The sequence below is a fragment of the uncultured Helicobacter sp. genome, assembly GCF_910577135.1.
Classification (GTDB): domain Bacteria; phylum Campylobacterota; class Campylobacteria; order Campylobacterales; family Helicobacteraceae; genus Helicobacter_C; species Helicobacter_C mastomyrinus.
This window is the reverse complement of sequence record NZ_CAJTLL010000009.1, coordinates 1-12,790: the sequence shown is the minus strand read 5'-3', so window position 1 is coordinate 12,790 and position 12,790 is coordinate 1. Positions and strand designations below refer to the sequence as shown.

The following is a 12,790-nucleotide window of genomic DNA, read 5'->3' as shown; positions in this document are numbered from 1 at the left end:
AGCAATGAAACATATCCACACAATTAAGAATTATGCGATGGTTGGGGGGCTTGGCGTGATGGCAGTTTTTGCTCTCAATGCGTGTAATCAGAATGATAATGAGCTTAACACCACCTTGCAAAATAGTCAAAAAAATGGTGCGTTTGTAGTTATCGAAGAGCAGCCCGATGGCACTTATAAAGTGCTTGAAGAATACCCTAGTGAGCAAACCCGCGTAATGCTTAAAGATATTAATGGACAGGAGAGAATGCTCTCTCAAGCCGAGATTGATGGACTTATTAAACAAGAGGAGATAGCAATTAATGCCGGGCAGAGTGAGCTTACTAATCCTAATGGCGGAGGATTAGGACTTGGTGGGGCGATTCTAGCGAGTGCGGCAGGGGCGATTCTAGGGAGCTATATTGGCAATAAATTATTCAATAACCCAAACTATCAAGCTAACGCGCAGCGCAACTACAAATCCCCTCAAGCTTATGAGCGAAGTAAAAATAGCTTTACTAACAAATCCACCACGACAAGTAGGAGCGGCTCTAGCGCGGGTAAAACTGGATTCTTTGGCAATACAGGCAATGCCTCTAAGCCTAGCACAAGTATGGGAAGCGCGGGCGGCTGAAAAAACACATTCACAAAAACAAAAATAAAGGAGATATGATGACTATCACTAGCCTTTCGCTGCCCGATAAAAATGCCCTAGAATCTATGGGGCTTACTTGGCATACCGATATGGATAATACCTCTTACCTAAGCGATGAGCTCATACACATTAGCGAGGCGGAGGCGGAGGCATACTATGAGGCGGGAAATACGCTTTATGATATGTTTGTAGAAGCCGGAGAATATGTGATAGAAAATGATTTATTCTTCGAGCTTGATATTCCTCCAAGCCTCATTGGTGCGATTAAGCAAAGTTGGGAGGAAGATATACATTGGCACTTATATGGGCGATTTGATTTAAGCGGCGGACTTGATGGTAAGCCTATCAAGCTCCTTGAATTTAACGCCGATACGCCCACTATGCTTTATGAAAGTGCATTGGTGCAATGGGCTTTACTCAAATACAATAACCTTAATGAGGAAGCACAATTTAACAATATCCATAATGCCTTAAGTGAAAATTTCAAACGTCTTATCACGCTAGAGGCAGATACTTCACGATTTGATGAACTCTATGAGGGCTGGAAGATTCTATTCTCTTGTATCACAAGCTCTAATGAAGATCTCACTACTACGCGATTTTTAGAGTATCTCGCTAGAGAATCTGGCTTTACGTGCGATTTTGCACCTATTGATGAAGTGCATTTCTCGCCCACAGAGGGTTTAAGCCACAATGGTGTAAATTATGAATTTTTATTCAAGCTCATTCCATGGGAGAATATCGCTATTGATGAGCCTGAACTTGTGCTTTTAATGAGTGAGATGATGCAAAATCATAATACGATTTTTTTAAACCCCGCTTATACGCTACTCTTTCAAAGCAAGGCAATGCTAAAGATTCTATGGGATTTGTTTCCTAATCACCCCTTATTACTTCCTGCTTCTTACACACCTTTGGCAAATACTAAGCAAGTCTGCAAAAGGGCATTTGGGCGTGAAGGTGCAAATATCGATATTTTAGATACCAATGGCGGTATTATAGAATCTAAGAGTGGCATATATGGCAATCATAAAAGTGTCTATCAAGCCTTTTATGAGCTAAATAGCCATAATGGCGCATATTATCAACCTAATGTATTTTTTGCTTATGAATCTTGTGGCTTGGGATTCCGCAAAGGAGGATTAATCATCGATAATTTTTCAAAATTTGTAAGCCATTGTATCAAGCACTAATTTATATGCCTACGCTACTGCTCTTCCACCAAACCGCACTTTGGTTGGTTATCAAGTTAGCTTCTAAGGTAGAGATTCTCTAGTCTATTATGCCCTTGCTGTTGCGATGTAATCGCCGTATTCGCACGAAGTGCTAATCCACACTTGCAAAGGGTCTTGCTTTGCAGATATAAAATCTGCTTCGCACCATTCAATCCCGAAGGGATTTAATCTCGCAAAGGGCGATAGCCCTTGAGGACAAAAGGACGCACTTATGACTAAGACGTTGTCTTATTCATCAAGTTAGTTTTTAAGGGTTAGATTCTCTAGTCTATCTTTCTCCTAGCAAGTGAGGTATATCCTCGAACCGACTTTTTCAATCCTTCCCCTTTATAAAAAAGAAAGAAATTTGAATAGAGAATCTATATCCCATTGTTCCTAAATTATAAGGAGAGTTTCAGTTTTGACTGCCCTTCCACCGCTCAAGGTTATGCCTCACTTGTAGGATATGTGTAATTTTAAACTTTTTAAGATTTTAATAGCTATTTCCCCTCCCCACGAGGGGGGGGGCTATAATTGCTTCCTCCTCCCTTGCGGAGGGGGTGGGGATTAGATTGGCGATTCTATACCTTAAAACTCACTTATGAATAAAGCGTTAGCTTTATTCATAAGTGCGTCCTTTAGGTGCATACGAGAGGCTTTACCTTAAGTGTATAAGATACGCGGTGGTGAAACCACAATAGAGCATAGGCATAAATAGATTCTCTAATCCACTCGATAATGTGCGCCCTTGCTTTGAGTGCGATTTAAAGCTGATTGCACGATTTTACGCGCTACAAGCAGCCTCAATCGCAGCATACGCCCGATATTAGATTCCAGCATTACTTCAATCCCACCCAACGCAGAATCTAAGCCACTTTTAGAGCGGATAGTCCCCACCTTGTCCCACATAATATCACGCAACACATTCTTAAGCTTACTATCGCCATCTTTTTCAAGTACCTCATCACATAATGGGAAATGCGCTATACGTGTGCGTGTGGGATTTTCCACAATATGATGTGCGACACTCCTTCCAAATACAAGACCCTCTAAAAGTGAGTTAGATGCAAGGCGATTAGCCCCGTGCAAACCATTACAAGCACATTCTCCCACAGCATAGAGATTACTCATACCTTTCACAAGCCCATTTGTATCCACCGCAATACCGCCCATTGAATAATGAAAAGCCGGTGAAATGGGAATAGGCTCAAAAGGAATGTTAAGATAAGGGCTTAAATCACGATAAATATTAGGAAAACGATTTTTGAATCCACCATCAAAGGCACTCACATCTAAAAATGCCTTTCTTTGATGTTTAGCGCAATAATCCATAATCCCACGTGCCACAATATCACGCGGGGCAAGCTCTCCACGACTATCATAATCAAACAAAAATCGCTTCCCCAAATCATCGACTATCACGCCTCCCTCTCCCCTCACAGCTTCAGAAATAAGATATTTCCTAGCCTGTGGATTATCCACATAGGCAGTAGGGTGGAATTGCAACATTTCCATATCCTGCAAGGCAAGATGATGCTCTAAGATGATTCCGTGTAGGTCGCTACTAATCGTATAGGCGTTGGTATGGTATTTAAACAATCCTCCCACGCCTCCACTTGCAATAACGATATGATGGGCATAAAGATTATGTGTGCCTAGCTTTGTCTGCACACACACACCATAGCATTTATCCTCCTCAATGAGTAAATCCACTACCTCTGCATTTTTCCACAGCCTCGCGCGGAGTTTGCCTATAAGATATGTATGCAGACTTCTCCCTGTGGCGTCCCCTCCTGAATGCACGATACGAGCCTTACTATGCCCTCCCTCTTTAGCATAGAGTAATGCGCCATTTTCATCTCTATCCAGCATAAAGCCGCCCTCTATCAATTCATTTAGCACTAAAATGCTATTGTTTGTAAGCGTCTCTACACATTCTTTATTATTTAACTCTGCTCCGGCTGAAAGAGTATCTTGCGTATGTGAGGATATATCGCTCTCATCTCTTGCCACGCTAATGCCCCCTTGCGCGTAGAATGTATTACACTCCCAAGGTTGAGCCTTGCACAAAATCAACACCTTTAAATGCGGAGGTAAGGCAGCCGCACAATACAGCCCTGCCACTCCCGCACCGATAATTATCACATCATATTGCCTCATACCCTACTCCCCATCTGCCTCATAACTCGCTGTGGGTTTAGAATCTATCTCTTCAAAAAGCACTTTTTTCTTTTGATTTTGGGCTGCATTTACACTTGAGCTTGTATCAACTTGATTTGAGGGCTTATAAAATGGGTCTGCCTTATAGCCACAACCGGTATTTATCCCCATACCAACGATGGCAAAAATAAACGCTAAATATGCTAAAATATGCCTATGAAAACAACTACTATGGCTCATATACTCTCCCATATCGGGCGGGAATTTCCATCTCTGGCTCACAGACTGCAGCAGCAAAGTGAAATCACGCGCTTTAAAAATACCTTTCTTACGCCACTTGAAAGAGATCAGATTCTCTTTATTACCATTAAAAATAATCGATTGCTTTTTGCCTTTAAACACAAGGCTTTGTGCGTAGAATTTAATCATTATAAGCATAAACACATAACAGAGAGTTTAAAAAGCCACAAAGCACTTTTCCCTAGGCTTAGTTCTATCCAAAAAATACACGCTTATGTGCCAAGCCACATTCTTACTCCACCATTACCACCAAGCACCAATCCCGCCTTTTATGAGCATTCCAATGGAGAGTTTGAAAATCGCGCCACCAATAAAGAGATTTATGACAAAATCGAAGCCTTACGTTTAAGCATTAAGCGACAATGGGAAGCTCAAAATGCCACCTGAAAATCCCTCTCTCCTTTTCACATTAAAGCATTTGCCTACACAATCAGGCATTTATCAATACTTTGATAATGCGGGAAATCTCCTCTATATAGGCAAGGCAAAGCATCTTAAAAATCGCATTAAAAGCTATTTTAGCATTCATAACGAATCTATCTCCCCAAAGCCCAATCTTAGCCCCAGAATCGCGCTTATGGTATCCCAAATAGCGCAGATTCACACGCTTTTAACCAATAACGAACAAGACGCACTTATACTTGAAAACTCCCTTATCAAAAGCCTAAAGCCTAAATACAATATCCTTCTGCGCGATGATAAAACCTATCCGTATATTTATATTGATAAATCCCTCCCCTACCCCCGCTTTGACATCACAAGACAAGTGCTAAAATCGCCTAAGATTCAGTATTTTGGACCATTTGCAAGTGGGGCTAGAGAATTGCTTGATAGCCTTTATGATGTGCTACCGCTTGTGCAGAAAAAATCCTGTGTGAAAGGCAAAAAAGCTTGTATGTTTTATGCGATTAATAAATGTCTCGCCCCCTGTGAGGGCAAAATCTCCACAATAGAATATGCTAAGCTCATCACGCAGGGCATTGCATTACTTGAAAATAAAAAAGAACTCGCACGTATTTTAGAATCAAAAATGCAAAAACTCTCTACTTCCTTGCAGTTTGAAGAAGCTGCTAAAATCCGCGATAGAATCCGCAAAATCACACAGATGAAAAATCAATCCATAATCGACATACGAAGCGGAAATTATGATGTATTTACCCTTGTTAAAGATGATGAGAGCCTTAATACGCACATTCTTATGGTGCTCTTTATCCGCAATGGACGCATTGTCTCTAGCGATTTTTCACTGCTCCACCAAGATATTTATGATGATAATCTCCCTGAACTCTACACACAAGCCCTGCTTAATCATTATAAAAATATAACGCCTCTAATGCCTGATGAGATTCTTATCCCCCATTTTGCATTTGCAGACTTAGTGCATTTGCAGCAGCTCATTAGTAGCCAAACCCAAAGCCATATTAAGATTATCCAGCCCCAAAAAGGCAAGAAAAGAGAGCTTCTTACCCTTGCCTATCAAAATGCCCTTGAGATATTGCGCCTCCATAAGCAGCAGCATAGCGATGAGCCAACTCTCATAGCCTTAAAAGAACTCTGCGCCCTCCAAAGAGTGCCCTACAGAATTGAGGTGTTTGATACCTCTCATCATAGCGGGGTGCATAATGTAGGCGGTATGATTGTGTATGAAAATAATGCCTTTCTCTCATCGCATTATCGGCGATATACCCTCGAAGGTAGCGATGAATACACGCAAATGCGGCAAATGCTTGAACGTAGGGCAGCTAAGTTTGAATCTAATCCTCCGCCGGATTTATGGCTGCTTGATGGCGGAAAGGCACAAATTCATATCGCGTGTGAGATTCTCCAAAGTGTGGGTGCAAATGTCGATGTGGTGGCGATTGCAAAAATGAAACATAATGCTAAAGCCTATCGGGCAAAGGGCAATGCACTTGATATATTGCGCACAAACCAAGCGGAATTTAAACTAAAAGCAAATGACAAAAGACTACAATTCTGCCAGAAGCTACGTGATGAGGCGCATAAATATGCTATTACCTATCATCGCTATAGGAAAACAAAAGACACAAATAAGGTGCAAATAATGGGAGAGAAGCAATACAGCAAGGCACAGATAAAGCGACTTTTAGAATATTTTGGCTCATTTCAAACATTGCAAAATGCCTCACAAGAGCAGATTCAATCCGTGCTAAAAGCAGACAATTCCACACTAAAGAATCCCTATGAATAGCCATACGCTCTATGATGAAGCCTTGCAAATACTGCAAAAATATTTTAGTGAATCTGTGAATATTACAGAGGCTAAAATGAAGAGTGAAAAGGCGCTTTTTACACTTTTACAGGATAATCCTAGCGCGGAAAATGATATTCGCTTAGCGATTTTGCATTTTTATGATCAAAAAGGCTTAGGCTGCTTCGTGCATTATGATAAAAAGCAGCTTCAAATCATCACGCGGATTAAAAACTACACGCATAATCTTTATGTGCAGAGAATCTGCGATTTTCTTAAAATGCATAAAAGCACTCTCTACACGCAAGAGCCTTCAAAAGCGGATTTTGATGAGCTATTTAGCTTTGTAAATTCTATGCTTGATTTGCAAAATCAAAGCACAAAAAGAGATATGATAAAAGTGGCTTTGAGAAATGTCTTTGGCATACAGCCGCGTGATGGGCTATTTTTCAAAGATGGGAATATAAAGCTGCGTAAATTTGATAATGAAATGGTGCAAATCAGCAATGAAATACGGCAAATCAACAATAGAATGCACATCAATGTTCTAAGCAATGCCGATAAACAAAGTATTGATGATATGCTGCAATCAGTCAATATTCAAGATGTGATTATGCAAAACACCTCACAGATATTGCAAAATGATATTGACCTCACACATATTGATAATATTCTTTTTAACCAGCGATTTGGGTTTTTTGCCATACAGAAGTTACGACTATTTTTAGAAAAGCTGCCGCTTAAACGTGTTGATTCTATTGCAAAAAGTATGTATTGCTTGACATTAGTTCAGCAATATTCGTGGGTGATGTTTGAAATAGTGGCAAAAGAGCTCCTAGACCTCTGCATAAAGGATAATGCCAATGCGATTAGCTTTATTGAATTTTATAATGGTGGTTCGATTGAGCTAGGGGGGAAAATCTACACAAAGCCCCTTATTATTGATAAAAATGGCAAACCTTGGACACTAGCACTCATCAAAGAAGCCTTACATAATAAAATCAGTGTAGAATTTGACATACAAAGTATGCAAAAACAAGCCAATAAGCTTGAGGAGCGCATTCATAACCTCACAAATCAAATCGCACAAGATAAATTGCGACAAAAGGGATATGAAGCAGACGCACAAACCTACAATGATATATTGGAAAATAAAAATAAGACATTGCGATTACTTGTGGATAAAAAAGCCCCTAAAGTAGAGATTATCGCTCTAGGCAGTGAGATTAATAAGCTGATAGTGGATAAATCTCATACGCTCAATACTCTAGAAGAAACACAAAAAAATATCGCTACCCTACATAAAGAGCATAATACACTCCTTAGCTCACAAAAAACGCTGCAAGAGCAGATTAGCTATTCCCTTAAGAAACATAAAGAACGATTTTTGCAATATGATTTACTTTTGCGTGCTTTAGGCGATGCAATTGCTAATGGAAAAGAGCTTGTATGAAACATATAATGTCTTCTTTAATGAATAATATCTCCTTTCGCGCAAAAACTACAATTTTAATGTGGATTATTGTCATAGGATTTGCACTTGTGGCAAGTGTGGGGATACTTGCACTAATGGGGCTAAAAAGTGAGTTTGATATAAACTCACTACATAATCACAATATCCACACGCTTATGCTCCTTACAGAAAGTGATGCACGCAATAAGCAGAATCTCCCGTATTTGCTTGAAATGTGGGAGCAACACAAGATTCACGATACGAGTAGAAATATAGAATCTGCTATTGTGCATTTACGCCGATGGTATGCCAAAACCTTTATGCCTAATGAATATTGGCAGATTCAAACTCTTTTACAAGCAGAGAGCGCTCTTATAGAATCTATTGATAGAGCCTTTATCAATAGTGATACCCTCTCGATGCCCTCTTTACTTAAAGAGCAGGTTTTACTCTCTTTTGACATTGCTTTTTATGGGAAAAAGATTACAGATTCTCTTTACAAAAATACTTATATTATCTTAGCTATTTTTATGTTTATCGTGATTGCTACGATTATTATCCTTGCCCTATCTATCGGGCATTCTATCAATACCAATCACTTGCTTTTAGAACAACTTGTGCAATCTAAGACAAAAGAGCTTCAAGCACTTAATGCCAATTTACAAAAGTCCATTGAATACGAGGTAGAGCAGAATCGCAAGAAAGATTTGATTATGTATCAACAGGCTAGACTTGCCTCTATGGGGGAGATGATACAAAATATCGCTCATCAATGGCGGCAACCACTTAATTCTCTAATGATGCTGATACAGAGCTTTAAAAGCAAGGCTATGCAAAATAAGCTTGATAATGAATTTGTCCTGCAGCAAACGCAATATGGTATGAAAATCGCCACTGAAATGTCAAATACGATTGAAAATTTCCGCAATTTCTTCCGCCCAGAGACAAGCACCGAAGTGTTTGAACCTGCTACAAGCATTTGGGATTCTCTAGAACTCCTTAAAGAACAGATTAAAGAAAATCATATATATATTGATGTATTAATCAAAAAAGCAAATCTTAGTGTAAATGGCTATCAAAACTCTTTTATGCAAGTGATTTTAATCCTTATTAATAACGCCATTGACGCCCTAAAACTCAAAGCACAAAGCAATGAGGACTTTAAAGCACATATAGAAATTTTATTAGATAAGGTAGGATATAATATTGTCCTTTGTATCAAGGATAATGCAGGAGGCATTGGCTTAGAGGACAAGACAAAGGTGTTTGAGCCTTATTTTACCACTAAGCATAAATCTGTAGGCACAGGTGTTGGGTTATATATGGCAAAGCAAATCATTGAGAGACATTTTAATGGTAGCATTGATGTATCAAATACACAATGGAAAGAACACTTTTTTGGAGCAGAATTTAACATTCACATACCAACACAAGGCAGCGATAATGAAATTTGATACTCTTAATAAACTTACTATTCTTTATGTAGAAGATGATATAGATACCGCTAACCTCACAAGTATGGTGCTTGAAGATTATGTAGGGCGTCTATTTGTGGCTAAAAATGGACAAGAAGCGCTTGATCTTTTTAAACGACATAAAATTGATTTAATATTGACAGATATTCTTATGCCTAAAATGAATGGAATTGAGCTCATTAATGCCATACACAACTCAAGCACCCACCCTGATATCCCTGTAGTCATCACTACTGCGCACACAGAGACAAAATACCTCCTTGATGCGATACGTTTGCGCGTAGATGGCTATATCTTAAAGCCTATCAATATTGAAGAATTACTCCATACGCTCAATAAGGCTATTTTGCCATTTTTGCAAGCTGATGAGATTGCCTCAAAGAATCTACTCATTAATGCTATCTCCACCTTTGTAGGAGGCAAAAAAATTGCCATTATTCAATTTTTACTCGCGAATTGCGATGAGGATAATATCTTTTATGGCTCTTATGAAAACATTATCGCTCATCTTAATGTCAGCAAGCCCACGATTGTAAAGACATTTAAGCAACTTATTGACACGGGCATTTTGATTAAGATTAAAAACAAAGTATATAAGATTCACCCTGATTTGAACAAAAATGTTAAAAACAATATTGTTTAAAGCATGTAAGATATTGACACACAAGGAACTTTTCTATAAAATCGACTTTCACTTTTTCACAAAAGACTTCTTAGAGAAGATAAGATCTTATAGCACAGATTTTATCTTCTTAACTTTCTTAAATCTTCATTTGAACTAAGGAATTTTATGGCAGATAATAAACGAACTCACACGCCTGTGGAAGGTTACCAGCTTGAAGAATTACGCACCAAAAGCATTAAACAGCTTATCAGTATTGCCGAAGAGGTAGGAGTAGAGAATCCTAGCGATTATCGTAGACAGGATTTGATTTTTGAGATTCTCAAAGCCCAAGTCAATCAAGGCGGCTATATACTCTTTTCAGGTATTTTAGAAATCACCAATGAGGGCTATGGATTCTTACGGGCATTGACCGAAAGTCTCGCAGATAGTCAAAATGACACCTATGTATCGCAATCCCAAATCCGCCGTTTCGCCCTACGTAATGGCGATATTGTAACCGGGCAAGTGCGCCCCCCTAAAGACCAAGAGCGATATTATGCACTTTTAAAGATTGAAGCGATTAATTATATGTCGCTTGAAGAGATTAAGAATCGTCCGCTTTTTGATAATCTCACGCCTCTTTTCCCACACGAACAGCTCAAACTCGAATATGAGCAAAGCAAAGTTACAGGCAGAATGCTAGATTTATTTAGCCCTATTGGCAAGGGGCAGCGTGCTCTTATTGTCGCTCCTCCGCGCACGGGTAAAACAGAATTAATGAAGGAATTAGCCCACGGCATCGCCAAAAATCACCCTGAAGTAGAGCTAATGGTGCTTTTAGTCGATGAGCGCCCAGAGGAAGTTACAGATATGGAGCGAAGCGTGCGAGGACAAGTCTTTAGCTCTACTTTTGATATGCCAGCGACAAACCATATCCGCGTGGCAGATTTGGTTATTGAAAGTGCCAAACGTAAGGTAGAAATGGGTAAAGATGTGGTGATACTGCTAGATTCTATCACGCGTCTAGCTCGTGCCTATAATGCCGCTACGCCATCAAGTGGCAAGGTGCTAAGTGGAGGGGTTGATGCAAATGCTCTGCATAAGCCCAAACGCTTTTTTGGTGCAGCACGTAATATCGAGCAAGGCGGCAGCCTTACTATCATTGCTACCGCCCTCATTGAAACAGGCTCAAGAATGGACGAAGTGATTTTTGAAGAATTTAAAGGCACGGGCAATAGCGAAATCGTCCTTGCACGTTCCATCGCTGACCGCAGAATCTACCCTGCCTTTGATGTATTAAAAAGCGGCACACGCAAAGATGATTTACTCCTTGGCAAAGATAATCTTACAAAAATATGGATGCTACGTAATGTAATGCACACGATGGATGATGTCGAGGCACTTACATTTATTTACTCAAAAATGAAACAAACGCAGGATAATGCAGAGTTTTTAAATATGATGAACTCTCAAGAATAGGATTTTAATGCGTGCGGGTGTCTTTGATAGCGGTGTTGGCGGCTTAAGTGTGTTAAAAAGCCTCATTAATGCTAAACTTTTTGATGAGATTATCTACTATGGCGATACCGCGCGTGTGCCTTATGGTGTCAAAGATAAGCAAACAATTGTGCGCTTTTCCCTTGAAGCCCTTGATTTCTTTGCTCCACATCATATCGATATTCTTATTGTGGCGTGCAATACTGTGAGTGCTTACGCTTTAGCCGAAATGCAGGCAAAGAGCAAAATTCCTATTGTTGGGGTGATTGAGCCCGGTGTCCTTGCCGTACAAAATAAGCTTTCAAATACAGATTCTCAAATCCTTATCATCGCCACACGTGCGACAATCAATTCCGGTGAATACGAAATGCGATTACGCAAAATTGGCTTTTGGAATCTCAAAAGTCTTGCCACAGGGCTTTTTGTGCCTATCGTGGAAGAGGGGCTGCTAGAGGGGGCAATAGTAGAGGATATTTTTGAATACTATTTTAGCTCCCTTAGTAATCCTCCTAAGGCTATTATTCTAGGCTGCACGCACTTCCCGCTTATCGCCCCCGCGCTTGATAAATATTTTAAACACCAAAGTATTCTAATCCATTCAGGCGAGGCGATTGTAGAATATTTAGAATCCCGCTTGCACCTCACTTCAGGCGATTCACTTAAATCTTTGCAATTTTATGCAAGTGATAATCCCGCAATGCTTACAAAAATAGCCCAAAAATGGTTGAGCTAATCTTAAAACTTTAAGGAGAAAAAGTATGGATAAAATAAAACGAAAGATTAATTTTGATGTTTGCACTTTCTGCAATCATAAGTGTAATTTTTGCTCAAACCCAGACAAACGCACCAAAAAAAATAAAACAAGCTATGAGGACTTTGTAAAATCTATGGATAATGTCTTAAAATATGTGCAAACAGATGAATTAGGTTTGAGTGCTAAAGGTGAAGTATTATTAAACAAAGACCTAGAGGCTATTATTTGGCATTACAAAAATATCTATAAAATTCCTTATGTGTATATAAGCTCTAATGGAGCACTTATGGATAAGACAAGGGCAGAGTCTCTGCTGCAAAATGGCTTAGATTCTATAAAATTTTCTATTAATGCTTTAGATTCTACAAATTACAATGCCGTGCATGGTAAAGATGACTTCCAAAAAGTAATTGAAAACTTTGCTGCCCTCCTAGAGTTAAAACAAAAGCATTATCCGCACGTTAAGCTGCTCATAAGCTCTGTTTTAACG

At 39.4% G+C, this 12,790-nt stretch carries 12 protein-coding genes; 10 read left to right on the top strand and 2 right to left on the bottom strand.

What is annotated here, in order from left to right; translation table 11 throughout:
- The first annotated feature begins 4 nt into the window (after positions 1 to 4).
- Positions 5 to 613, top strand: coding sequence for a UPF0323 family lipoprotein (locus QZ289_RS05995; RefSeq protein ID WP_295700402.1), 609 nt, complete (start codon positions 5 to 7; stop codon positions 611 to 613).
- Between the two features lie 38 nt (positions 614 to 651).
- Positions 652 to 1,827 carry a glutathionylspermidine synthase family protein gene (locus tag QZ289_RS05990; protein WP_295700399.1) on the top strand — a complete coding sequence of 392 codons (1,176 nt, stop codon included), beginning with the start codon at positions 652 to 654 and terminating at the stop codon, positions 1,825 to 1,827.
- A gap of 744 nt (positions 1,828 to 2,571) precedes the next feature.
- Here QZ289_RS05990 and nadB read toward each other — a convergent pair.
- Both nadB and QZ289_RS05980 read right to left on the bottom strand, forming a co-directional pair.
- Positions 2,572 to 4,008: an L-aspartate oxidase gene (gene nadB, locus QZ289_RS05985; RefSeq protein ID WP_295700396.1), complete on the bottom strand. Its 1,437-nt coding sequence runs from the start codon at positions 4,006 to 4,008 to the stop codon at positions 2,572 to 2,574.
- A 3-nt stretch (positions 4,009 to 4,011) separates the two neighbouring features.
- Positions 4,012 to 4,248 (bottom strand): hypothetical protein, encoded by a 237-nt coding sequence (locus tag QZ289_RS05980; RefSeq protein WP_295700394.1) that lies wholly within the window; start codon positions 4,246 to 4,248, stop codon positions 4,012 to 4,014.
- Here QZ289_RS05980 and QZ289_RS05975 point away from each other — a divergent pair.
- The 8 genes from QZ289_RS05975 to QZ289_RS05940 all read left to right on the top strand — a co-directional run.
- Positions 4,240 to 4,695 carry a hypothetical protein gene (locus QZ289_RS05975; RefSeq protein WP_295700392.1) on the top strand — a complete coding sequence of 152 codons (456 nt, stop codon included), beginning with the start codon at positions 4,240 to 4,242 and terminating at the stop codon, positions 4,693 to 4,695. The genes QZ289_RS05980 and QZ289_RS05975 overlap by 9 nt on opposite strands.
- Positions 4,685 to 6,517 carry an excinuclease ABC subunit UvrC gene (uvrC, locus tag QZ289_RS05970; RefSeq protein ID WP_295700389.1) on the top strand — a complete coding sequence of 611 codons (1,833 nt, stop codon included), beginning with the start codon at positions 4,685 to 4,687 and terminating at the stop codon, positions 6,515 to 6,517. Before QZ289_RS05975 ends, uvrC begins: the two co-directional genes overlap by 11 nt.
- Complete coding sequence (locus QZ289_RS05965) at positions 6,510 to 7,970, top strand: hypothetical protein (RefSeq protein WP_295700387.1); 1,461 nt, start codon at positions 6,510 to 6,512, stop codon at positions 7,968 to 7,970. Before uvrC ends, QZ289_RS05965 begins: the two co-directional genes overlap by 8 nt.
- The gene (locus QZ289_RS05960; protein ID WP_295700384.1) at positions 7,967 to 9,424 is read left to right on the top strand and encodes a sensor histidine kinase; all 1,458 of its coding nucleotides are present in this window, start codon (positions 7,967 to 7,969) and stop codon (positions 9,422 to 9,424) included. Before QZ289_RS05965 ends, QZ289_RS05960 begins: the two co-directional genes overlap by 4 nt.
- The gene (locus tag QZ289_RS05955; RefSeq protein ID WP_295700382.1) at positions 9,414 to 10,088 is read left to right on the top strand and encodes a response regulator; all 675 of its coding nucleotides are present in this window, start codon (positions 9,414 to 9,416) and stop codon (positions 10,086 to 10,088) included. Before QZ289_RS05960 ends, QZ289_RS05955 begins: the two co-directional genes overlap by 11 nt.
- Positions 10,089 to 10,235: 147 nt before the next feature.
- On the top strand, positions 10,236 to 11,528 hold the full coding sequence (gene rho, locus QZ289_RS05950; RefSeq protein ID WP_295700380.1) for a transcription termination factor Rho: 1,293 nt from the start codon (positions 10,236 to 10,238) through the stop codon (positions 11,526 to 11,528).
- Between the two features lie 7 nt (positions 11,529 to 11,535).
- Positions 11,536 to 12,279 (top strand): glutamate racemase, encoded by a 744-nt coding sequence (murI, locus tag QZ289_RS05945; protein ID WP_295700377.1) that lies wholly within the window; start codon positions 11,536 to 11,538, stop codon positions 12,277 to 12,279.
- A 25-nt stretch (positions 12,280 to 12,304) separates the two neighbouring features.
- Positions 12,305 to 12,790 (top strand): radical SAM protein (locus tag QZ289_RS05940; RefSeq protein ID WP_295700374.1); only part of this gene is annotated, 486 nt, incomplete at its 3' end.

Coding starts and splice junctions, on each gene's coding strand:
- QZ289_RS05990 (WP_295700399.1), top strand. CDS start 652: ATGACTATCACTAGCCTTTCGCTGCCCGATAAAAATGCCCTAGAATCT.
- QZ289_RS05960 (WP_295700384.1), top strand. CDS start 7,967: ATGAAACATATAATGTCTTCTTTAATGAATAATATCTCCTTTCGCGCA.
- murI (WP_295700377.1), top strand. CDS start 11,536: ATGCGTGCGGGTGTCTTTGATAGCGGTGTTGGCGGCTTAAGTGTGTTA.
- rho (WP_295700380.1), top strand. CDS start 10,236: ATGGCAGATAATAAACGAACTCACACGCCTGTGGAAGGTTACCAGCTT.
- QZ289_RS05975 (WP_295700392.1), top strand. CDS start 4,240: ATGGCTCATATACTCTCCCATATCGGGCGGGAATTTCCATCTCTGGCT.
- uvrC (WP_295700389.1), top strand. CDS start 4,685: ATGCCACCTGAAAATCCCTCTCTCCTTTTCACATTAAAGCATTTGCCT.
- QZ289_RS05980 (WP_295700394.1), bottom strand. CDS start 4,248: ATGAGCCATAGTAGTTGTTTTCATAGGCATATTTTAGCATATTTAGCG.
- QZ289_RS05955 (WP_295700382.1), top strand. CDS start 9,414: ATGAAATTTGATACTCTTAATAAACTTACTATTCTTTATGTAGAAGAT.
- nadB (WP_295700396.1), bottom strand. CDS start 4,008: ATGAGGCAATATGATGTGATAATTATCGGTGCGGGAGTGGCAGGGCTG.
- QZ289_RS05965 (WP_295700387.1), top strand. CDS start 6,510: ATGAATAGCCATACGCTCTATGATGAAGCCTTGCAAATACTGCAAAAA.
- QZ289_RS05995 (WP_295700402.1), top strand. CDS start 5: ATGAAACATATCCACACAATTAAGAATTATGCGATGGTTGGGGGGCTT.